Annotated in this window: 17 protein-coding genes and 2 pseudogenes; 10 read left to right on the top strand and 9 right to left on the bottom strand. The window is 61.1% G+C overall.

The window, feature by feature from the left end; translation table 11 throughout:
• Nucleotides 1–36 precede the first annotated feature (36 nt).
• Together FUU19_RS12630 and FUU19_RS12625 are read right to left on the bottom strand one after the other, a co-directional pair.
• A complete protein-coding gene (locus tag FUU19_RS12630) occupies nucleotides 37–477 on the bottom strand; it encodes a GNAT family N-acetyltransferase (RefSeq protein ID WP_197834160.1) in 441 nt (146 codons plus the stop codon).
• A 47-nt stretch (nucleotides 478–524) separates the two neighbouring features.
• Nucleotides 525–2,255, bottom strand: a complete 1,731-nt coding sequence (locus FUU19_RS12625) for an ABC-F family ATP-binding cassette domain-containing protein (RefSeq protein WP_230489853.1) — start codon at nucleotides 2,253–2,255, stop codon at nucleotides 525–527.
• Nucleotides 2,256–2,705: 450 nt separating this feature from the next.
• Here FUU19_RS12625 and FUU19_RS12620 point away from each other — a divergent pair, with 450 nt between their 5' ends.
• The 3 genes from FUU19_RS12620 (at nucleotide 2,706) to FUU19_RS12610 (ending at nucleotide 8,166) form a co-directional block, all read left to right on the top strand.
• Nucleotides 2,706–6,164, top strand: a complete 3,459-nt coding sequence (locus FUU19_RS12620) for a DUF3772 domain-containing protein (protein WP_230489851.1) — start codon at nucleotides 2,706–2,708, stop codon at nucleotides 6,162–6,164.
• Between the two features lie 28 nt (nucleotides 6,165–6,192).
• Entirely contained in the window at nucleotides 6,193–7,491 is a 1,299-nt protein-coding gene (locus FUU19_RS12615) for a c-type cytochrome (RefSeq protein ID WP_202669509.1), read from the top strand.
• A gap of 69 nt (nucleotides 7,492–7,560) precedes the next feature.
• Nucleotides 7,561–8,166: a nitroreductase family protein gene (locus tag FUU19_RS12610; protein WP_141968748.1), complete on the top strand. Its 606-nt coding sequence runs from the start codon at nucleotides 7,561–7,563 to the stop codon at nucleotides 8,164–8,166.
• Nucleotides 8,167–8,375: 209 nt separating this feature from the next.
• Here FUU19_RS12610 and FUU19_RS12605 read toward each other — a convergent pair whose 3' ends face one another.
• Together FUU19_RS12605 and FUU19_RS12600 are read right to left on the bottom strand one after the other, a co-directional pair.
• Nucleotides 8,376–8,948, bottom strand: a complete 573-nt coding sequence (locus FUU19_RS12605) for a hypothetical protein (RefSeq protein ID WP_185742290.1) — start codon at nucleotides 8,946–8,948, stop codon at nucleotides 8,376–8,378.
• 136 nt (nucleotides 8,949–9,084) lie between these two features.
• Nucleotides 9,085–9,993 carry a DMT family transporter gene (locus tag FUU19_RS12600; RefSeq protein WP_141968750.1) on the bottom strand — a complete coding sequence of 303 codons (909 nt, stop codon included), beginning with the start codon at nucleotides 9,991–9,993 and terminating at the stop codon, nucleotides 9,085–9,087.
• Nucleotides 9,994–10,122: 129 nt separating this feature from the next.
• Here FUU19_RS12600 and FUU19_RS12595 point away from each other — a divergent pair, with 129 nt between their 5' ends.
• Together FUU19_RS12595 and FUU19_RS12590 are read left to right on the top strand one after the other, a co-directional pair.
• The gene (locus FUU19_RS12595; RefSeq protein WP_230489850.1) at nucleotides 10,123–10,692 is read left to right on the top strand and encodes a helix-turn-helix domain-containing protein; all 570 of its coding nucleotides are present in this window, start codon (nucleotides 10,123–10,125) and stop codon (nucleotides 10,690–10,692) included.
• Between the two features lie 123 nt (nucleotides 10,693–10,815).
• Nucleotides 10,816–12,741: a DUF3857 domain-containing protein gene (locus FUU19_RS12590; RefSeq protein ID WP_141968752.1), complete on the top strand. Its 1,926-nt coding sequence runs from the start codon at nucleotides 10,816–10,818 to the stop codon at nucleotides 12,739–12,741.
• Nucleotides 12,742–12,805: 64 nt separating this feature from the next.
• On the opposite strand, the pseudogene FUU19_RS12585 reads toward FUU19_RS12590, so the two are convergent.
• The 4 genes and pseudogenes from FUU19_RS12585 to FUU19_RS12570 all read right to left on the bottom strand — a co-directional run.
• Nucleotides 12,806–12,943 (bottom strand): annotated as a pseudogene (locus FUU19_RS12585) (hypothetical protein); the annotation flags it as partial.
• A 7-nt stretch (nucleotides 12,944–12,950) separates the two neighbouring features.
• Entirely contained in the window at nucleotides 12,951–13,514 is a 564-nt protein-coding gene (locus FUU19_RS12580; protein WP_230489848.1) for a hypothetical protein, read from the bottom strand.
• A 419-nt stretch (nucleotides 13,515–13,933) separates the two neighbouring features.
• A complete protein-coding gene (gene ggt, locus FUU19_RS12575) occupies nucleotides 13,934–15,607 on the bottom strand; it encodes a gamma-glutamyltransferase (RefSeq protein WP_197834178.1) in 1,674 nt (557 codons plus the stop codon).
• Nucleotides 15,608–15,768: 161 nt separating this feature from the next.
• Nucleotides 15,769–16,632: a LysR substrate-binding domain-containing protein gene (locus FUU19_RS12570; protein ID WP_230489847.1), complete on the bottom strand. Its 864-nt coding sequence runs from the start codon at nucleotides 16,630–16,632 to the stop codon at nucleotides 15,769–15,771.
• 143 nt (nucleotides 16,633–16,775) lie between these two features.
• Between FUU19_RS12570 and FUU19_RS12565 the strand changes: the two genes are divergently transcribed.
• Together FUU19_RS12565 and FUU19_RS12560 are read left to right on the top strand one after the other, a co-directional pair.
• Entirely contained in the window at nucleotides 16,776–17,915 is a 1,140-nt protein-coding gene (locus tag FUU19_RS12565) for an agmatine deiminase family protein (protein ID WP_230489845.1), read from the top strand.
• A gap of 76 nt (nucleotides 17,916–17,991) precedes the next feature.
• A complete protein-coding gene (locus FUU19_RS12560; protein ID WP_141968773.1) occupies nucleotides 17,992–18,687 on the top strand; it encodes a class I SAM-dependent methyltransferase in 696 nt (231 codons plus the stop codon).
• Here FUU19_RS12560 and FUU19_RS12555 read toward each other — a convergent pair.
• Entirely contained in the window at nucleotides 18,684–19,352 is a 669-nt protein-coding gene (locus tag FUU19_RS12555; protein ID WP_230489843.1) for a TetR/AcrR family transcriptional regulator, read from the bottom strand. The two genes, FUU19_RS12560 and FUU19_RS12555, sit on opposite strands and share 4 nt — an antisense overlap.
• Before the next feature lie 82 nt (nucleotides 19,353–19,434).
• Between FUU19_RS12555 and FUU19_RS12550 the strand changes: the two genes are divergently transcribed.
• The 3 genes and pseudogenes from FUU19_RS12550 to FUU19_RS12540 form a co-directional block, all read left to right on the top strand.
• Nucleotides 19,435–20,949 carry an MDR family MFS transporter gene (locus FUU19_RS12550; protein WP_230489842.1) on the top strand — a complete coding sequence of 505 codons (1,515 nt, stop codon included), beginning with the start codon at nucleotides 19,435–19,437 and terminating at the stop codon, nucleotides 20,947–20,949.
• Nucleotides 20,950–21,078: 129 nt separating this feature from the next.
• Nucleotides 21,079–22,221, top strand: a complete 1,143-nt coding sequence (locus FUU19_RS12545) for an efflux RND transporter periplasmic adaptor subunit (protein ID WP_230489841.1) — start codon at nucleotides 21,079–21,081, stop codon at nucleotides 22,219–22,221.
• Between the two features lies 1 nt (nucleotide 22,222).
• A pseudogene (locus FUU19_RS12540) lies at nucleotides 22,223–23,435 on the top strand (efflux RND transporter permease subunit); the annotation flags it as partial.

The raw sequence follows: 23,435 nt of genomic DNA, 5'->3' as shown, positions 1-23,435 counted from the left end.
TTACCCTGCCATAAAAGGATGAAGGTAATGTGTCGCTCAGGGCGGCGGGGATGAAAAGCGCAGCTGCATCATGGCATCGGGGGCCGAAAGTGGTTGAGTCATGGCCCCGGCCGGTACTACCGAGCGCCAAAACGCCAGCCCACGCGGATTATCCTGGCTGACCGACAGCGACCAACCGCCGGGATGCCGCGCGAACAAGGCGCGGGCAGCCCGTTGCCCCATCCCGTTGCGTCGCCATTCGGGCTTGATGTAGAACTCCGCCATTTCGACGGTGGCGCTATCGAGACGCCTGACCAACGCGAACCCGGCGGTTTGCCGATCGCTCAACATCAAATAGGGGTAGCGGCCGGCCTCGCGCCAGTAGAGCGGCAAATAGGGGTAATCCCCATCGACGCCCAGCTCGCGCAGGCAATCAGACAGCATGGCCGCCAGCAGCGGCCGCTGCGCGAGTGAGGCCTGCTCAAGGGAAAATGCCATGTCGCACTCCGTCAAAAAACAGGCCGCCGGAGGGCGGCCTGTCAAGGTTAGCCCAGATTCAACCGGGCGGTGATGTCGGCAATCTCGCGGCGCCAGCGCGCCTGAAGCTCCGGTTTCTGGTGCTTCGGCTTGCGCGCCAGGTCGTCCTCCAGTTTGTTTTCGAGGGCAAACAGGGCGGTCAGCAGCGCTTCTTCGCCTTCCAAGCGCTCGTCCGGCGTCGGGGCGTCTGCATCGGCCTTGCCCGCCATCGGTAGCGCCGGTGCTTCGCCCGCCAGGCGCTGATACACCGGCGCCAGATCGTGCCACTCCTCCAGTTTTTGCTGGTCGATCAGCCAAAAGCGGTTGCAGCTCTGTTCGATCAGCATCCGGTCATGGGTGACCAACATGATGGCGCCGGCGAACTGGCGCAGCGTTTCCGCCAGCTCTTCTTTGCCTGCCATGTCCAGGTGGTTGGTGGGCTCGTCCAGCAACAGCAGCGAATGGTTGGCCAGCGTCAGGCCGACGAACAGCAGCCGCGAACGCTCGCCACCGCTCAGCGAACGGATCTGCTGATGGTGGCGCAGGTAAGGAAAACCGGCGCCGATCAGCGCCATTTTCCGCTGTTCCTCGGTCAGCGGCGCAAACTGTGCCAGCGCTTCGCTCAACGTGTCCTCATCGCGTAGCTGTTGCAGGCTCTGATCGTAATAGCCGATGCGCACGCGCGGATGGAACAGCGCCGGGCGCTGCGTTTGTTGCTGATACTCGCGCCACAGCAAGCGCAGCAGCGACGATTTGCCGCAGCCATTGCGCCCGACGATGGCGATGCGATCGCCGCTTTTCACGCGCAGATGTTCCAGGCTGAACAGCACCGGCGCATCCGGCGCCGGGCGCACGGCCCAGTGCGGCAGCGCCAGCAGGCGATCGGCGTCCAGCGCCTCTCCCTGTAAGCGCAGCCGCCACGGGCTGCCGGCGGTCAGGGTGGTTTGTTCTTCCTTCAACCGATCGACGCGCTTCTCCATTTGCTTGGCTTTGCGCGCCAGGTCTTCGTTGTCATAGACCTTGCCCCAGGTCGCCAGGCGTTTGGCGCTTTTTTCCACCCGGTCGATCTCCTTTTGCTCTGCCTGGCGCCGATGCTCGTCCGCAGCATCCTGTTCCGCCAGTGCGGCGCGCGCAGCGGAGCAGGGCAAACGGAAGAACTGCAGCGTTTTGTCGCGCAGGATCCAGGTGCAGTTGGTCACCTGATCGAGCAGATAGCGATCGTGCGATACCAGCACGAAGCTGCCGCTCCAGCTGCGTAAGAACTGTTCCAGCCACAGCAGCGTGGGCAGGTCCAGGTGGTTGCTGGGCTCGTCGAGCAGCAGCAGATCGGGCTGGCGGATCAGCGCGCGCGCCAGCAGCAGGCGGGTATGTTGGCCGCCGCTGAGGGTGCCGGCGGTCAACGCCCAGCTCGCCGGCTCAAACCCCAACTCGACAAGCAGCGCTTCACAGCGCCAGCGTTCGCTGAGGTGTTGGCCCGCGGGCAACTGCGCCAGTACCGCATCCAGCAGGGTGCTGGCGTGCAGCTCAGGCGGCAGGTGCTGTTCGATGCGCGCCATCAGACATTGATGTGACAATGTCACCGTTCCGCTGTGGATGGGCAGGGAGCCGCTGAGAATTTGCAGCAGGGTACTTTTGCCGCAGCCGTTGTCGCCGATCAAACCGATGCGATCGCCTTTTTTCAGGCTGAAGGAAATCTCGCTCAGCAGGACGCCGAACGCGTTGTCGTAACCGACAGATTGTGCAGACAGTAATGTGCTCATTGCTTACTCAAGAGTTACAGGCATGACAATGCCTATCGTCAAACATCGCTGACGACAACCCGGTAAGCCGGAGGGAAGATCCTGAATTTTAGTAAGCTTCGCTCAAGCTGGGTTATCGCAGCACGATACCGGTAATGCTTGAGCGGCGACGATTACCAAAGAAGTGTGAGTGAACAACACATTCACACGTCAGCATAGTAAGTCTCCTTTTATTGGTTGCAGGTTAATCGGTGGCAGGAGTATAGAGCGCTTTGTGCCGCGCCGCCAGTGTAAAAGCGCCTGAATAATCAGTAGGCTAAGGAGGGTACGGACGCGTGGCACACAATGGGAATAATTACTGTATTTCGGCCGACATTAAGCAGCTATTATAATTAGCGTTTATGGTTAAGCGACGGTTCATCCGCCGCCTGTTCGTCTGTCTATCAGATAATGATGCTGAGCACTGAATTTATGTTAAAGCCCCGTCCGTTCCTGCTGTTGTTGTTATTGCTGTTGGGTTTGCAGCTGACGCCACTCGGCGCCGTCGCCGCCACCCAGGATGATCCCGCCGCCGAAAGCGCGCCCGATCCCGCCACGCAGCTGAAAGCCGCGCAAAAGCAGTTGGACAGCATGAAGCAGCTGGTTTCCAAAGCCACCACCGACACCCAGCTCAGCAAGCTGCGGCTGGCGACCGACGACTTGGTCGCCAGCATGGATAAATTGTCCGCCGATCTGCAGCCGCTGCAGGAAAAACTGCAGGCGCAGCTGGACGTGCTGGGGCCGGCCCCGGCGGCCGGCGCGCTGCCGGAAACCCCGGCCGTCGCCCAGCAGCGCAATGCGCTGAACAACAGTAAAAAACAGTTGGACGATGCGGTAAAACGCGCGCAGGCCATCAAGACCAGCACCTTCGATCTGGGGCAACAGATCAGCGATCTGCGCCGGGTGGCGTTTAAAACCCAGCTGGCGCTGAATACCGGCAGCATTCTCGGCGTCAAATTCTGGACGCCGGTGGTGCAGCCGTCAGCGGATGACGTCCAGCGGCTGGATCAGTTTAATGCCGAGATGAAAGCAGCCTGGGACGCCAGTTGGCAGGACGAATGGCGTTACGGTACGCTGGCATTGCTGGCGCTGGCGGTGCTCGTCTGGTCCTGGGGGCGCTATTTGTCCGAGCGTTTCCTCGCCTGGGTCAGCATTCGCTTCCTGCCGGACGGGCGCCTGCGCCGCAGCTTTATGGCGATCATCACCGTGGCGGTGACGGTATTCACTACCTCTATCGCGCTGAATCTGCTGTATTACGTCTTTATTCGTGTGCAGCCGCTGCCGGTGATGCTGGAAGACTTCGCCGAAGGCTTTAACCGTCTGGGGATTTTCTGCGCGCTGATCGCCGGGCTGGGGCGTGCGGCGCTGTCGCTGAATCGTCCGTCGTGGCGTTTGGCGTCGCTGGACAATGAAGTGGCCGCCGGGCTGCGTTACTTCTCGCCGCTGCTGGCCGGTCTGGCGCTGGCGTTCGGCACCGTGGAACTGATCAACAACGTCGTCAGCGCTTCATTGGCCACCACCATCTTCGGCAACGGCCTGGTGGCGGGGTTGATCGGCATGGTGCTGCTGGCGGCGCCGCTGCGCGGCCAGCGCATTCGCCGCCGCCTGGAGCAGCAGGGCACGCACCTGGAAAAACGCACGCTGGTCGGCGGGCTGGTGCACATCGTCACCCTGATCTGTTCAGTGGTGATCCTGCTTTCCTTGCTTGTTGGTTACATCGCCTTCGCCGCCGAGGCGGTTGCATCGCCTGCCGATCTGCCGCTGGATCGGGTGGACAGCTTTATCAGCCTCACCGCAGACGGCCGGGTGACGGCCTTCAACGGCCACGTCGATCTGGGTACCGGCATTCGCACCGCGCTGGCGCAGATCGTCGCCGATGAAATTTGCGTGCCGTTCGAGCAAGTCACGATGATCCTTGGCGATACGCAACGTACGCCGGATCAGGGGCCGACTATCGCCAGCGCCACCATTCAGGTGACGTCGGTGCCGCTGCGACAGGCGGCGGCGCAGGTGCGGTACATGCTGACGGCGTTGGCGGCCAAAGCCTTCGAACTGCCGGCCGAACAGCTGACGGCGGCGGCGGGGCAGGTATTTGTGACCAAAAACCCGGGGCGCTCACTGAGCTATGCGCAGCTGGCGAGTGGGCAGAATCTGCACGTGATGCTGGATAAAAACGTTCAGTTGAACAGCGAACACCAGAATCGCTACGTCGGCCGCGCCGTTGCCCGGGTCGACATTCCGGCCAAAGTGAGCGGTGGGCTGACCTACGTGCACGACCTGCGCTTGCCCGGCATGCTCCATGGCCGGGTGGTGCGGCCGCCTTACGTTGGCGCCGACAGCAGCGCGCCGTTGGGCGGTGGCCTGCTGTCGGTGGATGAAAATTCGATCGCGCACCTGCCGGGCATCGTGAAACTGGTGGTGATCAACGATTTCATCGGCATCGTGGCCGAGCGCGAGGAGCAGGCGATCGCCGCCATGCGCCAACTGAAAACCACCTGGAAACCCTGGGCCGGATTGCCGGATCTGTCGCCGGAAGCGCTGCCCACCGCGCTGGAAGCCAATCCGAAAACCGACCGCGTGCTGCGCGACGACGCGGGCACGGACGCCGCGCTGGCGGCGCTGCATACCGACGTGCAGGCCGACTATGTCTGGCCCTACCATCAGCACGCCTCGATCGGCCCTTCCTGCGCGGTAGCGGAGGTCAAAGACGGGCGGGCGCAGGTGTGGTCCGGCACGCAAAACCCACACGATCTGCGCAAAGACATCGCCACGCTGCTCGAGCTGCCGCCTGGTCAGGTGCACATCACCCGCATGGAAGCCTCCGGCTGCTATGGCCGCAACTGCGCCGACGACGTCTCGGCGGACGCGGCACTGCTGGCGCGGGCCACCGGCCGCCCGGTGCGGGTGCAGCTGATGCGCGAACAGGAGTCCGGCTGGGAACCGAAGGGCACCGGCCAGCTGATCCGGGTGCGCGGCGGCCTTGACACGCAAAACCGGGTGGCGGCCTACGAATTGAAAACCAGCTATCCCTCCAACAATGCGGTGACCTTGCCGCTGGTGTTGACCGGGAAGGTGGCCAACCGGGCCGACGTGCAACAAATGGGCGATCGCACCGCCATTCCGCAATACGCGTATCCGCACATGCGGGTGATCTGCCAGGACGCCGCGCCGATCGTGCGGGCTTCGTGGATGCGCGGCGTTTCAGCGTTGCCCAACGTGTTCGCCCATGAGTCCTGGATCGATGAGCTTGCCTGGCGTGCCGGCGAGGACCCGATCGCGTTTCGCCTGCGTTACCTGAACGATCCGCGTGCGGTGGCCTTGATTGAGGCCTTGAAACGGCAGGCGAACTGGCAAGACGGCCCGGCGCACCGGGCGCGCGCCGCCGGCGCCGAAGTGGTGAGCGGCCGCGGCTTCGCCTACGCGCGCTATTTCCACAGCAAATTCCCCGGATTCGGCGCCGCCTGGGCGGCCTGGGTGTGCGATCTCAGCGTCAACCGCCGCTCCGGTCAGATCACGCTCGATAAAATCTTCGTGGCGCATGACTGTGGCCGCATGATCAACCCGGCCGGGGTGCGCCATCAGGTGCACGGCAACATTATCCAGTCCGCCAGCCGGGTGCTGAAAGAGTTTGTGACCTTCAACGAGACGGGGGTGACGTCACTGGACTGGGGCGGCTATCCGATCCTGCGCTTCGACGAATTGCCGCAGATCGATATCCAGCTGATCGATCGCCCGAACGAAGCGCCGATGGGTGCCGGAGAGTCTGCCTCGGTGCCGAGTGCGGCGGCGATCGGCAATGCGCTGTTTGACGCGCTTGGCGTGCGCCTGCGCGAGGTGCCGTTCACACCGGCGCGGGTGCTTGCCGCGCTGCGCGCTCAGGCCGGCCATTAACCCCCCGTAACGAACAAGGACAGCAAAGATGAGTAAGATGAAAAAAATCGTCGGGTGGGGTGGCTTCACAGTGCTCGCCGTTGTGGTGGCTGGCGTTGTCGCCAGTTGGCAGCCGGAAATCGCGCCGCTCGCCGCCGATGCGACCCACAGTTTCAGCGAGGCGCAGATCGCGCGCGGCAAAACGCTGGCCGATCTCGGCGACTGCGCCGTGTGCCACACCCGTGCGGGCGGCGAGCGCAACACCGGCGGGCTGGCGATGGAGATCCCCTTCGGCACCATTTACACCACCAACATCACGCCGGACGTGGAAACCGGCATCGGTAGCTGGAGTTACGCGGCGTTCGAACGCGCCATGCGCCATGGCGTCGATCGCCAGGGCCGTTATCTCTACCCGGCGTTTCCCTACACCGCCTTTACCCGCACTCGCGACGACGATCTGCAGGCGTTGTACGCCTACCTGATGTCGCAGCCGGCGGTCAAGTACCGGCCGCCGGCCACCGATCTGCACTTTCCGTTCAATATTCGCCAGGGCATCTTTGCCTGGAATCTGCTGTTCCTGACGCCGGGCGCGATGCAGGACGAGGCGGCCCAGAGCGCCGACTGGAACCGCGGCGCGTACCTGGTCGAAGGGCTGGGCCACTGCAGCGCCTGCCATTCGCCGCGCAACGTGCTGTTCGGCGAGAAAACCGGTGACGAGCACCTGGCCGGCGGCGTGGCGGAAGGCTGGACGGCGCCCGCGTTGACCGGCCGCTCGCCCGCGCCGCTCGATTGGACGCAGCAGGATCTGACTGATTTCATGCGTACCGGCTACTCGGCCAACCATGGCGTCGCCGCCGGCCCGATGGCGCCGGTGATCGAAGAAGGGCTGTCACGCTTGCCGCAGGCCGATCTGCAGGCGATCGCCGTCTATCTGCGCAGCTATCATCCTGAAACGGCGGCGGGCGCGACGGCGGCCACGTTAAACGTTCAGGCGGAACGGCAGGTGGAGCCTCTGAGTTCGGAAGGGGCGCGGCTGTTTTCCGGCGCCTGCATGGCTTGCCATGCGCAGGAAAAAGGCGCGCAGATGGCGGGGGTGCGGCCGTCTCTGGCGCTGAACACCAACCTGTTCGCCGACGCGCCGGACAATGCCATTCGCGTGGTGCTGGATGGCATACAGCGGCCGGCTAACGCAGAGCTGGGCTATATGCCGGGCTTTCGTCATAACCTGAATGACGCGCAGATTGCCATCCTGCTCAACTACCTGCGGCAGCACTACGCCGGTCAGGCGCCGTGGCCTGATTTGACGGCGCAGATCGGCCGTTTGCGCGCCGAAACCGCGCAGAAATAGCCGCCGGGGGCTGGACAGCCGCGCCGCGTTGGCGACAATAGAACTTTTCACATGGACAGAGGCAGTAAAATGAATACGTTAGACGCGATCCGCCAACGCCGCGCCACCAAACAGTTCGATACGCAGCACGTGATGACGCTAGAAGAAAAAAAAGCGCTGTTGAACATTGCGCTGCAGGGCGCACCCAGCGCGTTTAACCTGCAGCACTGGCGCCCGCTGCTGATCGAAGATCGCGCCCAGCGCGAGAAAATTCGCGAGGCGGCGTGGGGGCAGGCGCAGGTGACCGACGCGTCGATGCTGGTCGTGCTGTGCGGCGATCTGTCGAGCTGGGAGTCACAGGTAAAAAACGTCTGGGCCGAGGCGGCCGAGCCGGTACAGCAGTTCATGATCCCGGCCGTCGATCAGTATTATCGCGGTAAGCCGCAGGTGCAGCGCGACGAAGTGATGCGCAGCAGCGGCATCTTCGCTCAGACGCTGATGCTGGCGGCCAAGGCGCAGGGCTACGACTCTTGCCCGATGGACGGGTTTGATTTCGACGCCGTGGGCGAGATTATCAACAAACCGGCGCATTATCAGATCGCGCTGATGGTCGCCATTGGCAAGGCGGCGGGGCAGCCTTATCCGCGCATCGGCAAACTGCCGTTCGACGACGTGGTGAAAACCGACCGTTTCTGATCTGAGCGGTGAATGACAAAAGGGAAGGCTTGCGCCTTCCCTTATTTTTTTGTGACGCACAGTTCGTTCCAGTAGCTGAAACGGATGCGCCGTTGCAGGCGGTGATGCCACATAGAACACTCCTTCTACCCTACACGGTTTAAATAAATAACACCGCGCCGGACGCAAGGCGAATGTCTTATTGTGCATAGCTTGCTCGCCGAGTGGGATTAGCGATATTTGTTGACGTTGGCGACGGCGGAATCTAATGACGTTACCTTATATTTCCAATAGGTTATTTTATTGGCCTGCGCTGCGCCCACCGCACCGAAATAGGCTTGCCACGCCGTGCCACTGGTCAACAAATCGCTAAACATCTGCCCGAGATCGGTCACGCTCCACAGGGTACGGTAGCCTTTCACCGCAGAAGGCGCCGGCGGCGTATGCTGAACATAACCGCCAACCGAGTACCGGTTCTCGTAGGCCATAAATACGGTGTAGACTCGTCCGTGCGGCGCCGTATGTTGGTACCAGGGGATCACCACAAAATGGTGTACGGGAGGGCCAATCATGAAATGCCAAACGGCGGTTTCCGAGTTCGCCCCAGAGAACCCCAGCGCAGTATTGATATTTTTTTGCATATCACGGTTATTTTCGATCGCGGTTCCGGCTCCGCTATCGTCTTGTGTTTTGCCATAAACGGCCCGGCTCATTTGGGCGGGAACGCCAGGACAATTATTTATTGCCATCAGGAAAGGATTGCTGACGATGGCATTGATTAATGTCTCACCGGTATTGCTCATATTGATATTTCTCCACACGCAAGGTAAATAATCTAATTATTTTCATGCTTAATAATTAGAATGGATTAAATAGACTGAGTGGCAGCATCAATAATAAGGTTAGACAAAAAAGACGTTGGCATTCGTTTATGCCCACTTATTTTTCTGTCTCACGGCGGCAGGTTCGGCTGCTGCTGAGGTTGAATGGGCGTTTATAAAACATCATGCCCGCCGCGGCACCCAGGATTGCCAGCGTGCCCAGCAATTGCAGCAGGCTGAGGCGGTGGCCGAACACCGCCCAGTCCACCACGATCGCCACCGCCGGGTAGATGAACGACAGGGCGCCGACCAGGGCCGTGGGGATCTTCTGAATGGCGCCATATAACAACGTGGACATCAAACCGGTATGCACCAAGCCGAGGGTCGCCAGCAGCAGCCAGTCGAGGGGGGCCGCAGGCGGCGTGGCCAGGCCGGCGAACGGCGCCAGCGCCAACGTGCCAACGGTCAGCTGAATCAACACGATGAGCTGCGGCGGCAACGCGGCCAGCCGTTTGACGATCGCCGCCGCAATGGCGTACATCAGGGCCGCACCGAGCGCCAATACCACGCCGAGCAGGTAGTCATCGCCGCTGCCGCCGCTTTGCCGGCCGGCGACGATCAACACCATCCCCGCGAATGCCAGCAGAAGCCAGCCCAACCGATCAGCCGTCAGTTTTTCGCCGAACAGCAGCGCCCCCAGCACCACCAATATGAACGGCTGAACGTGGTAGGTCACGGTGGCGACAGCGATCGAGGCATGCTTATAGGCGGCAAACAGCAGCGTCCAGTTGAGCACCAGCGCGATGCCCCCCAGAATGGCGAAAGCCAGCTGGCGGCGGTTGATCGCGCCTTGTTTCAACTGACCGAGTGCGGCGCAGGTCGCCAGCATGGCCAGCGCGCCGAACGCGCAGCGCCAAAACACCACCGTCGCAGGCGGCTGCCCTAAAACGAGTACCGGCCACCCCACGGTGCCGGAGATGGTCATGGCGAGGATCATTTGCACTGCGCCGCGCGTTGTCGTTTTCATGTCGTTTCCCTCGCTGCCTGACCGTACTTGTGGTGAAGCGGCTTAATCATTAAAATGAACAATCGAACATTATGATGAACGCGCACACAGTCGTTCGTCAAGCCGAACAAATGAATGGTATAGCGAACGATGAGCGATAACCGAATGCAGAACATCACGCCGATCGGCCTGCTGTCGGCGGCGATCCGCCGCGAGCGGGAGCGGTTGAACCTGTCGGTGACCGAGCTGGCGAAGCGCGCGGGCATCGCCAAGTCCACGCTGTCGCAGCTCGAAGCCGGCAGCGGCAATCCCAGCCTGGAAACGCTGTGGGCGTTGGCGATGGCGTTGGACGTGCCGGTCAGCCGGCTAATTTCACAGCCGAGCAGGCAGGTGCAAGTGATCCGCGCCCATGAAGGAACGCCGGCGCTGTCGGAGCAGGGCAACTACGCCGCCACGCTGTTGGCCACCTGCCCGCCGGGCGCGCAGCGCGACATTTACCGGCTGCGGGTGCAGCCCGGCGAAGTCAAACTTTCCCGGCCGCATCCCCCCGGCACCGTCGAGCATGTGATCATCAGCAGCGGGCGAGCGCGCCTCGGGCCGGCGGATCAGCCGCTGGAGCTGAGCGCCGGCGATTACATTAGCTACTCCGCCGATCGCGAGCATGTTTTCGAAGCGCTGGAGCCGGAGACCACCGCCGTGATGCTGATAGAACAGGGTTAACCCGGGCGTTGAAGGTCCGTTTATTGAAAATGATTCTCAATTATATTAGTGTGCCCGCCTGTTTTGACGCCGGGACGGGCGCGTAGCCCGGCGTCGCCGTTTATTGCCCTTCAAGGACCGAAGATGAAAATCGCTATTCCTTCCCTGCTGTTATTCGCCGGTTTGACGGCAACGCACCCGGCCACCGTGTTGGCCGCTACACCGCCCGTCGCGGCGGATCAGGGCCAGAACGACACGGCCAACAACGATTTCAGCTTCGTGCGCTATCGCGCGGATTACCGCGTCAACGCCAACGCCACCAACGTGAAGACGGAAAGCTACGAAGTGCTGCTGAAAACCAAGGCGGCGGTCGAAAAATTCAGCCAGATCCGCCTGAGCTACAGCGAAAAAATGGAAACGCTGGAGGTGGTCGCCGCCTACACGCTGACCGCCGACGGCCAGCGCCACGACGTGGCGCCCGATCGCATCTATACCCAGGAGAGTTACTCCAGCGCCACGGCCCCGCTGTATGCCGACCGCAAAGTGCGCGTCATCGTGTTCTCCAACCTGGCGCCGGGCTCGCGGGTGGTGTATGAGCTGCGCCGCACGCAAAACACGCCGTATTTCCCCGACTATTTCGGCCTGTGGGAGACGTTCAGCGTTTTCGATCAGTTCGACGACGCCGAAGTGACCCTGCAGGCACCGGCCAAGCTGCCGATGCATATCTTCACGCGTGGCATGGAAGGCGGGGACAAGCCGCAGATCCGCAACGGCCAAGCGCACTGGCGCTGGCATTATTCGCGCAGCGCGCCGATGAAATCACAAAACTGGGCAGCGGACAGCTGGACCTTCAGCCCGACCATCATGGCGAGCACCTATCGCGAGTGGCCGCAGTTGGCCAAGGCCTATCAGCTGAAGGCCGGTGCGGCGGCGAAGGTGACGCCGGGCATCCAGGCACTGGCAGACAACATCACCGCCGGTATCAGCGATCGGCGCGAGCAGGCAGAGGCCCTCTACCGCTGGGTGGCGCAAAACATTCGCTACGTGGCGGTGTACCTGGGCAACGGTGGGCTGGAGCCGAATTCGGCGCAGAGCATTCTCGACAACCACTACGGCGACTGTAAGGACCACGTGGTGATCCTGGAGGCGCTGCTCGCTGCCAAGGGTATTGAAAGCTCACCGGTGCTGATCGGTATGGATGAAGGCCCGTTGCTGCCTAAAGTGCCGCTGCTCAGCCGCTTTAATCACGCTATCACCTATGTGCCGGAGTTCAAACTGTACCTGGACTCCACCAATCCCTGGGCGCGGTTCGGGCAACTGCCGCAAGGCGATCTGGGGGCGCCGGTGCTGCTGACGCGCGACGCCAAGCTGGCGCGCACGCCGGGCAGCGATGAGCAGCCGGTCAAGAGCGCGCTGAGCGTCGATTTCGTGTTTGACAAAGCGGGCAATCTGCACGGGCAAACCGAGCGTCGGCTGAGCGAAGTGGAAGAAATTGACCTGCGGGGCTATTTCTCGCAGATCAACCGGCAGAACCGGGCGCAGGCCGAAGCGTCGATCATGTCCGCCTCCGGTATCGACGGCAGCGGCGAAGTGGCGATGAACAGCGATCCGCTGGATCTCAAAAAACAGTTCGGTTACCGCTTCCGCTTCAAGGCGGACGACTACGTCGATTTCGGCGTGGTGGGCGGCATGACGCTGCCTAATCCGCCCGGTGGCAAATCGTTCCGCACGCTGTATACCACCACGGCGGCACCGGACAACGAAACGCCGTTCTACTGCAGCGCGCAGCGCTACGACGAAACCTACCGTCTGCAGCTGCCGGCCAACGTGCCGATCATCGCCATTCCGCAAGACAGGCAGTTCCGCAATGCGGCGGGCGACTATCGCGTAGCATGGCGGCGCGACGGGCAGCAGGTGATCGTCAATCACCGCCTGCAGGTGAACGCCATTCGCGGCAAGGAGGCGCTGTGCCAAGCACAGGATTACCCGGCGTTCCGCGAGCTGTTCCAGCAGGTGCGGCGCGGTTTCCGCGGCCAGGTGGTGTACGGCGAATTGGCCAACGGCAAATAAGCCGCTGCCCCGTAGTCGGATAAAAATGGCCCCCAATCAGATGCCTGTGGGGGCCAAAGCGTTCCTACCAAGCGATCTTAACCGCGCGCACCTCTTTGGATCTCAACTTCACGCGGATTAGCACCGATTTGTACGAAGGCGTGCCGCTCTCCTCATCGATGTAATGCAGCGGCACCAGCACGTTGGCTTCCGGGTAGTAGGCGCGGCGCTTACATTTTTGTTATGCCTTTAGTTAATGCCACCATTTGTCGCCATACCAAAATTTCAGCCAAAGCATCTTCTAACGTCTGAGTATTGTGTTTTTCTTCGCCTGCTGTGAGGCTAACAATGGTATTTGCGCACATTTTTCCTCCTTGCACTTGTCCTTCCACTAACTTTGAGCAGCTCTGGATATATTCAAATGTGACTCTTTCTATTTCTTCCTCACACTGTAATTTAAGTTGAGCGATCTTTGGACGGATGATAGCCAGTACGGTCCCGCCATATTCAAGCGCCTCTTCCTTTGTGGGGATTTTTCCTTTATGAATAACGCTATTCCTAAAACCTGTATCCTTACTGGATAAGAGTTGCGGCAACTCACCAAACTCGCTCGCCCAAAGAAACAGAAAAGCACCGAGTTGCCGTTCGGATTGGTTAGAAACCTGTTTCCATACAATTGAGAAAACATCGTTTTCAATGTTTCTCTTTTTACAGAGAACTTTTATACAAAACTCATAAAAGCGCTCCAAGCTTGACGTAAAAGACGATACAGCTTCTCGGTAATAGCCATCCAAAATTGGTTTGCACCGATATCAAAAAGGATTTCGAATTTCTGCTGTTGCAATACGGTTACCGACTTATGTCCACGTGTACAACATGTTTCGTATCGCCCGTCATCGCGAAATTCAAACGTAGTTAATTCATTTGTAGGATGGCCAAGCTCTTGGAAACATGCCATGCATGGCATTAATAATTTCATTAATCTGTCCTTAGTTATCATGACATAGAGCAAAGAGGTGAAGTGCCCAGAGTTTTGCCATTATTATATGTTTTTTAGGCATTTATTGAGGATAAACGTCGTTGTTTTTCCATGAACTGTCGTCAAAATTATCGTCATAATATCTCTGATGAGATTTTTATTGTATAGCATCATAGATAAATGACCTATTCCATGCTCATTAGATACACATGGAATAGGCGGGCCGCCGACGCGTTACTTTTTCACCACCAGGCCAACGCCGCGGCCGCGCGGATCGGACGCGGTTTCCGGTGTGCGGCCATCGATGCGGATAGCCTGTATATCCCCCATGTTCCAGCCCTGGTCTTCGAGGGTGTAGCCCATGGCTTTCAGCTCGTCCGCCGGTTTGCCGGTCAGCGGCGCAAAGCTGTCATAATAGAGGGTGTCCTTCGGTAACAGCTGATGGTGTACGCGCTGGGCGGCCACCGCCTGCGCCAGCGGCAGATGGTAATCGTAGAGATTGTTGATCACCTGGAAGATCGACGTGAAGATGCGCGATCCGCCCGGCGTGCCGATCACCAGGCTGACCTCGCCGTCGCGCGTGATGATGGTCGGGCTCATCGAGGAGAGCATGCGTTTGCCCGGCTCGATGGCATTGGCGTCGCTGCCCACCACGCCGAAGGCGTTGGCGACGCCGGGTTTGGCGCTGAAATCGTCCATCTCGTCGTTGAGCAGGAAGCCGGCGCCTTTGACCACCACACCGCTGCCGAAGTCCCAGTTGAGCGTATAGGTGTTGCTGACCGCGTTGCCGGCGGCATCGACGATCGAGAAGTGGGTGGTTTGGTGGGTTTCCAGCCCCGGTCGCACCCGTTCGGTCGGCGAGATCGCCGTCGGGTTGATCTCGGCGGCGCGTTTTTGCAGGTAGTCGGGGGCGATCAGCTGCGCTTCTGGCACGTTAGTGAAATCAGGATCGCCGAGGTAGTCGGCGCGATCGGCGAACACGCGTTTTTCGATTTCCGCCAGCAGGTGGATATAGCGCGCCGAGTTCAGCGGCACGCCCTTGAAGTCGGCGGCGCGATCTTCTTTGATCCCCAGCAGTTGCGCCAGCGCAATGCCGCCGGAGCTGGGCAGCGGGGCGGTATACACGGTGTTGCCGCGCCAGCTGATGCGCATCGGTTCACGCCATTTCACCCGATAGTCGGCCAAATCCGCCGCGCCGATCAGCCCGTTATCACGCTGCATTTGCGCCACCAGCAGGCGGGCGGTTTCGCCGTGATAAAAATCGTCGGCGCCCGATTGGGCGATGCGCTCAAGGGTGGCAGCCAGCTCCGGCTGTTTGAACACCGTGCCGGGCTTCATGGCGCCGAAATAGTCGCCAAAGTTGGTTTTGCCGGCGAACAGCTTGTTGGCGTCTTCACGGTACTGATACTGCTGATCCGCCACGGTGAAACCTTGCCGGGCGTAGCCGATCGCCGGCGTCAGCAGCTCGGCCCACGGCAGTTTGCCGAAGCGTTTATGGGCTTCCCACAACCCCAGCACGGTGCCCGGCACGCCGGCGGCGCGGCTGCCCACCAGGCTGAGATTTTCGATCACTTCACCTTTCTCGTTCAGGTATAGGGTTTTGCCGGCGGCCTTGGGGGCCACTTCGCGGTAGTCGAGAAAATAGGGCTTGCCGTCGACGTACAGCGTCATAAAGCCGCCGCCGCCGATATTGCCGGCTTCAGGGTAGGTGACCGCCAGGGTAAAGGCGGTGGCGACCGCCGCATCAACCGCGTTGCCGCCGGCCTGCAGAATGTGCGCGGCGACTTTTGCGCCATACTGATCCGGAGCGGCGACCGCGCCGGCGGTCAGATCGGCGGCAAAGGCGGCGGGAACGGTGCAGGCCAGGGCTACGCTCAGAGCTATCGTTTTCAATAAACCGGCAGACATAGAAGATCCTTTTAGCGATGTTCAATTATCAGGTGAATTCAACTAATTATTTTGAAACAGCAGGTTAGCGCATTTTCTTCGGGCTATTGCGGCGCTTTATTGAAGGTAGCAGCGGTCAGGCGGGGCCGCCTGACCAGAGTCGTGAAGCGTGACGTGGCGCGTTATGCGCCGGCGGGCAGCGCCGACTGCAGCCATTGGCAAAAGTGCCGGGCGAGCGGGTTGTGTTCGCTGTCGCGGTGCAGCAGCCACGCCCAGTTGGCGCCGCGCACGCGTTGCTCGGTTAACGGTTGCAGCAGCCCGGCGTCGTGCGCGTGCTGCGCCAGCAGTTGGCTGACCAACGCGATGCCAAGGCCATTGCAGGCAGCGTCCAGCAGCAGACCGGGATCGGAGAAGTTCAGCCCGCTGTCGCGCTGGCCGACGTGCGCGCCGCCCGCCACCGTCCAGTGGCTCCAGTCCATCTCCCGTTCGCCGTGCAGGGTCACGCGCTGCTCCGCCGCCAACGCCAACAGACTCGGGTGGCAGGCGGGATAGAGTCGGTCGGTGCAGAGAACCTTGAAGGTGCAGTCTGCCTGCGCGCTGAGATCGTCGCGGATCGCCAGATCGATGCTGTCCGTCGCCATATCCGGCGGTTCAAAGCTGGTGAACAGCCACAGGTCGACCTGCGGGTGCTGCCGATTGAAGTCGCCCAGCCGCGGCGTTAGCCAGTGGCGGGCAAAGGCCGGGGTGGTGTTAACGATCAGTTGGTTGGGTTTGCGGTACTGATCCAAACGGCGAATGCCGACGGCCAGCTGTTGCAGCATCACCTGTGCGGTGCTGAACAGATCGTGGCCGGCGTCGGTCAGCACTACGCTGCGGCCGGTGCGGAAGAACAGCGGCTGTTCCAGAAACGCTTCGAGGCTGCGGATCTGCTGGCTGATGGCCGACTGGGTGAGGTGCAGCTCTTCGGCAGCCTGATGAAAACTGCCCAGGCGCGCTGCCGCTTCGAAACCGCGCAGGGCGCTCAAGGGGGGCCAGTGTTTTAACATTATCGATAAGCCTGTCTAATCAGATATCCGCTAAATATATCGTTTGTCGCGGTGGCAGGGGAAGACTAGCATGAGATTCAAGTGCCGGAACGCAAATAATTCGGCTAACCGTTTGAATTTAAATTAATTAAAAGAGGTTATTTATGTCAACGCGTCGCACCTTTATCAAGCAGCTTTCGGCGGTGGCCGGTGTGAGCTTGACGGCATCATTGGGCATTCCATTACGCGGTCACGCGAAAGCTGAGCTTAATCCGGCCTGGCGGATGCCCGACGAAGGGGAACCGCAGCAGCGGGCATTTCTCGCTTTCGGCGCGCAGCGCGCGATTTGGGGCGGGTTCACCGCGGACGTGCAGGCAGCCCAGGGGCGCATCGCCCGCGCCATCGCTGAATTTCAGCCGTTGACGGTATTTTGCCGCGAGCGCGAACGGCAATTGGCCGAGGCCACCTGCGGCAGTCACAACGTCAGCTATGTCGTCACCGAGCTGGATGACATCTGGATGCGCGACATCGGCGCCAATTTCGTCGTCAATGCCGCCGGTGAACTGGGCGCGGTGGATTTCAACTTCAACGGCTGGGGCGATAAGCAGCAGCATGCCAGCGATGCGCGTCTGGCAGGGTTTGCCGCCAGGCGATACGGCGTTGCTCAACCGCGCCGCAGCGCGCTGGTAGGCGAAGGCGGCGGCATCGAAGTGGATGGGCACGGCACCGGCATCATGACCGAGAGCAGCTGGGTGAACGCGAACCGCAACCCCGGCTGGAGCCGGGAGCGGGTTGAGCAGGAGCTGAAGGCGATGCTCGGCCTGCGCAAAATTATCTGGCTGCCGGGCATTAAAGGCCGGGACATCACCGATGCCCACGTCGACTTTTACGCCCGTTTCGTGCGGCCGGGCGTCGTGGTGGCCAACCTGGATACCGATCCGGCCTCTTATGATCATGCGGTTACCCAGGCGCATCTGGCGATCCTCAAGGCAGCGACCGACGCCGACGGCCGCCGGCTGCAGGTGCATACGCTTTCGCCGCCGCTGGCACCGCGCGAAAGCCGATTCAGCCGCCGCAATCCCGATTTCGCGGCGGGCTACATCAACTATTTCGTCATCAACGGCGCGGTGATCGCCCCTGAATTTGGCGACCCGCAGGCGGATAAGGCGGCGCTTGAGCTGCTGACGACGCTCTATCCGCAGCGCAAGGTGGTGCAACTGGAGATCGACGCCATCGCCGGCGGCGGCGGCGGCATTCACTGCGTGACCAGCCAACTGCCGGTGCATGGCAAGCCAGGCCATTGAATGTTCGAAAAATGCGCATGCGGTTGTTTGCCGCCATAGGGTGTGGTTGGCTGAGTGGAAACATAAGGAGGCCATAATGACCGACTCACCCTTGAGTATTCCCACCTGGTATCGCGATCCGCTCGCAGAACAGGCCATGGCCGAAGGCCATGCGCCCATCTGGCGGCATCTGCTGGGCCTGGTGCCGGAACATGAACTGTCCGGCGTCAGGGTGCTGGACTTCGGCTGCAATCAGGGCGGTTTTCTGCGCCTGTTGCACCAAATCCGGCCATTTCGTGAAGGGATCGGCGTCGATATCGCCCGCCAGTCCGTCGAACACGCCAACCGCCTGAAAGGAAACCTGCCGATCGTTTATCAGACCGACACGCGGTTGACGGGTTATGAGAACCACTTCGATATCGCCTTCAGCCATGAAGTCATCTACCTGATCGAAGATATCGCGCAACATGCCGCCGATATGCTGCGGGCGCTGAAGCCGGGCGGCGTTTACTATGCGGTGACCGGTTGCCACACCGACAACCCGCTGTGGCCGCAATGGCGCGAAAGGGTGGCTGAGCAGACGCATACCGTGGTGCAGGATCGCTCGCTGGACGACTATGCGCGCATTTTCTCCGCCGCGGGGTTCCAGGTCTCTGCCCGCCGGCTGGGTTTTTCCGGCTTCGTGCCCTATGAACCAGACGGTTGGATGCCGAATATCGCGGCGGCGATCGACTATTATTGGCACACCAAAACGGTGTTTAGACTGGTTAAACCCCCAGTGCCGGTGAGTTAACGCGCCGGGCCGATGCCGGAGCGCAGCAGGGCGACGGCGTGGCGGGCGATATCTTCGGCGTTTAGCTGGCCTTTATCCCGTTCGCGCCGCCATTTGGGCGCGGTGGCCAGCGGCAGCAGCGTGATGCCGAACAGCGTAAAGAACAGCAGGGCAGGCTCGAGATCGGGATTGAGTTTACCCTGCACCTGCCAGCGTGCGATGGCTTGCAGCGCGATCTGATGGCGTTCATTACCGAATCGTTCATCCATTCTCTGTTTCAATACGCCACTTTCACTCATGACCTCCCGCAGCCACAGCGGGGCGAACCAAGGGTGTTCCAACGCGATGTCGATAAAGCGTTGCGCCAGCTGGGTGAAGGCGGTGACGGGATCGTCCGCGTTGGCGTCGAACACTTCGCCGGCCATCTTGCGCACCGGCAGAAAGCGCTCTTCGATCAGCACGTCCAGCAGCTGTTCCCGGTTATGAAAGTAGTAGTGCAGCATGGCCGGGGTCACGTTTGCCTCGCGCGCAATGGCATTCAATGAGGTGTCTACGATCCCCTGGCGGGCAAACAGGTTCAGCGCGGTATCAAGCAAATGCTCGCGTTTGTCCACCCCTTTGGCGCCGCCGCTCGGCCGGCCGGGACGGCGAGGCTTGGCGGGAGTTTGAACGTTTCGTGCTGTCATCGCGATGAGATCCATTGACCGGAGAAAAGGATGACTCATATATTAATTATGCGATTAATTAATTACAAGTGAACTGACTTCGATGGCGATTGAAAACCCGACAATCCGGCCCGATCACGGCGGGGCGCCTGCCAAGGCGCCTTCGCTCCCGTTGCTGTTTTCCGCGTTGCTGCTGGTGATGCTGCTGGCGGCGCTGGATCAAACTATTGTCTCCACCGCGCTGCCGACCATCGTCGGCGAGTTTGGTGGGCTTGAGAAACTGTCCTGGGTGGTGACTGCCTATCTGCTGTCTTCCACTATCGTGGTGCCGCTGTACGGCAAATTCGGCGATCTCTTCGGCCGCAAGATTGTGCTGCAAATCGCTATTGTGCTGTTTTTGCTTGGGTCGGTACTGTGTGGGCTGGCGCAAAACATGACGCAGCTGATTCTGATGCGCGCGCTGCAAGGATTGGGCGGCGGCGGGCTGTTGGTGGTCACTCTGGCGGTGGTCGGCGACGTGATCCCGCCGGCGGAACGCGGCCGTTATCAGGGGCTGTTCGGTGGGGTATTCGGCCTGGCCACGGTGGTGGGGCCGTTGATCGGCGGCTTACTGGTGCAGCATTTTTCCTGGCGCTGGATTTTCTACATCAATCTGCCGCTGGGCCTGTTCGCCCTGTTGGTGATTGGCGCGGTGTTTCAGTCGCAGGTTAATCGAGTGCGACATGAAATCGACTTCCTCGGCGCCGGTTACCTGGCGATGGCGCTCACCTGCATCATCCTGTTCACCAGCCAGGGCGGCACGGTAATGGCCTGGTCGGACGGCCAGCTGTGGTGCATTCTGGCCTTTGGCCTGGTGTCGCTGGGCGGCTTTATCTATGAGGAACGGCTGGCCGGTGAACCGATCATTCCCCTCGGGCTGTTTCGCAACCGCACCTTCGTGCTGTGCGGCCTGATCGGCTTTATCGTCGGCATGTCGCTGTTCGGCTCCGTGACTTTCCTGCCGCTGTATCTGCAGGTGGTGAAAGGCTCGACGCCATCGCAGGCCGGGATGCAGCTGCTGCCGCTGATGGGCGGTATTATGGTCAGCTCGATCATCAGCGGGCGGATCATCAGCAAGCGCGGTAAATATCGCCTGTTCCCGATCGTCGGTACCCTGTGCGCGCTGGGGGCGATGACGCTGCTCGGCACTCTGACCAATAACACGCCGGTACAGCAACTGTATCTGTACCTTTGCCTGCTGGGATTGGGGCTGGGCATGGTGATGCAAGTGATGATTTTGGCGGCGCAAAACAGCGTGGAGCCCCGACATATCGGGGTCGCGACGTCCAGCGCTACGCTGTTCCGCTCTATCGGCGGTTCGATAGGCGTGGCGGTGTTCGGGGCGATTTTCACGCAGGTGTTGCACACCCGTTTGGCGGCGCTGTTGCCGGAAGGCGCGCAGCTGCCGCGCGCGCTCGGCGCAGAAGCGGTGCACCATTTGCCGGCGGCACTGCAGCAGGATTACCTGCAGGCCTTCGGCGGGGCGATCCATTCGGTGTATCAAATTGCCGCCGGGGTGATGGCGCTGGCTTTTGCGCTGACCTGGCTCTTGAAAGACGTGCCGCTGCGGCACAAATAATCCCGACGCCGGCCGCTCCGACCGGTTCTTCCCGACGGACTTTTACCGAATCCTTACGCAACCCTTTCAGAAGCGAATGTCGGCATTCGATATATTGAGAATAGTCATTCTCAATGGGATCGTATTGCAATGCAGAGAAAAACGCTTTTGGTGCTTGGGCTGTCGCTGTTGCTGGCCGCCTGCGATGGGCAAAACGCCGCTGCGCCGACGGGTGCAGGCGGTGAGCTGGAGGTCGGCGTCGTCACGCTGCGCGGCCAGTCAGTGACCCTGAGCAGCGAGCTGACCGGCCGGGTCAACGCCACCATGACTTCCGACGTGCGGCCGCAGGTTGACGGCATCATCAAACAGCGGCTGTTCACCGAGGGGGCGGAGGTGAAGGCCGGGCAAGTGCTGTATCAAATTGATCCCGCCAGCTATCAGGCCAGCTACGATCAGGCCGCCGCCCAGCTGAAAAACGCCCAGGCCACGGTGCAATCCACCCGGCTCAAATCGCAGCGCTATGCGGCGCTGGTGAAAGAGAACGGCGTTTCTCAGCAGGATGCGGACGATGCCAAAGCCGCCTATCTGGCGGCCGTGGCGTCGGTGGCCCAGTATCAGGCGGCGCTGGAGACGGCGCGTATCAACCTCGCCTATACCCAGGTGCGGGCGCCGATCGCCGGGCGCATCGGTATCTCATCCGTGACGCCGGGCGCGTTGGTCACCGCCAGCCAAACCGATGCGCTGGCCACCATCCGCGCGCTCGACCCGATCTATGTCGATCTGACCCAGTCCAGCGCGCAGCTGCTTAAACTGCGACGCCAGCAGGCGGCGTTACAGCGCGGCGCGGTCACGCCGGTCGCCATCAAGCTGGAGGACGGTACGTCTTATGCCCACGCCGGCAAGCTGGAGCTGACCGAGGTCGCGGTGGATGAGGCCACCGGTTCGGTCACGCTGCGCGCGGTGTTCCCCAACCCCGAACATGAGCTGTTGCCCGGCATGTATGTCCACGCCACGGTGGATAACGGCGTCGATCCCAAAGCCATTCTGGCACCGCAGCAGGGCATCACCCGCAACGCCAAAGGGGAAGCCACCGCGTTGGTGGTGGACGAGCAAAACAACGTGGCGCAGCGCACCGTCAGCGCCGAACGGGTGGTGGGCAGTAATTGGCTGATCGGCAGCGGGCTGAACGAAGGCGATCGCCTGATCGTCGAAGGCACCAGCAAGGTCACGATCGGCGCCGCGGTGAAGCCGGTTGAGGTTTCGGTCGACAAAAACCAACGCGGGGAGCAGTGATATGGCGCAGTTCTTTATCCGGCGGCCGGTATTCGCTTGGGTGATCGCCATCATCATCATGCTGTGCGGCCTGATGTCGATCAATTCGTTGCCCGTCTCGCAGTACCCGGACGTCTCACCGCCGCAGATTTCCATCTCCGCCACCTACCCGGGCGCGGACGCGGAAACGCTGGAAAACAGCGTCACGCAGGTGATTGAGCAGCAGCTCACCGGCCTGGACGGCCTGCTGTATTTTTCTTCGACCAGCAGCTCCAGCGGCTCGGTCAGCATCAACGTCACCTTTGATCAGGGCACCGATCCGGATATCGCTCAGGTGCAGGTGCAAAACAAGGTGCAGCAGGCGGAAAGCCGTTTGCCGAGCGCGGTCACCGCGCAGGGCGTGACGGTCAAGAAATCCCAGAGCAGCTTCCTGTTGATCGTCGGGCTGTATGACGAAAGCGACAAGGCGACGATGGCCGATATCTCCGACTATCTGGTCAGCAACCTGCAGGATCCGCTGTCGCGCATCGAGGGCGTGGGGGACGTGCAGGTGTTCGGCTCGGAATATGCGATGCGCATCTGGCTGGATCCGACCAAGCTGGCGAGCTATGCGCTGATGCCTTCCGACGTGCAGACGGCGATCGAAGCGCAAAACACCCAGGTGTCCGCCGGCAAGGTAGGCGATCTGCCGGCCGCCGCCGATCAGCAGCTGACCGCCACGGTAAAGGCGCAGTCGCGGCTGCAAACGCCGGAACAGTTTCGCAATATCATCCTGAAAAGCGACAGCAGCGGCGCGCTGGTGCGGTTGGGCGACGTGGCGCGAATTGAGCTGGGCAACGAGGACTACTCCGCCAGCGCGCACCTCAACGGCCACCCGGCGGCGGGGATCGCGGTCAAGCTGGCGGCGGGCGCCAACGCCCTCAATACCGCCAAGCTGGTTAAGGCCAAGGTGGCGGAATACCAAAGCGCGATGCCGCAGGGCTACAAGGTGGCCTACCCGAAAGACAGCACCGACTTTATCAACATCTCGATCGAGGAGGTGGTGAAAACGCTGTTCGAAGCGGTGGTATTAGTGGTGGTGGTGATGTTCGTGTTCCTGCAAAACCTGCGCACCACGCTGATCCCGACCATCACCGTGCCGGTGGTATTGCTGGGCACCTTCGGCGTGCTGGCGGCGTTCGGCTATTCGATCAATACCCTGACGCTGTTCGGTATGGTGTTGGCGATCGGGCTGT

The sequence above is a fragment of the Serratia montpellierensis genome (genome assembly GCF_020858655.1).
GTDB classification, from domain to species: Bacteria; Pseudomonadota; Gammaproteobacteria; order Enterobacterales; family Enterobacteriaceae; genus Serratia; species Serratia montpellierensis.
Note: the sequence above shows the minus strand (reverse complement) of the source record. Positions and strands in the feature narration are given on the sequence as shown.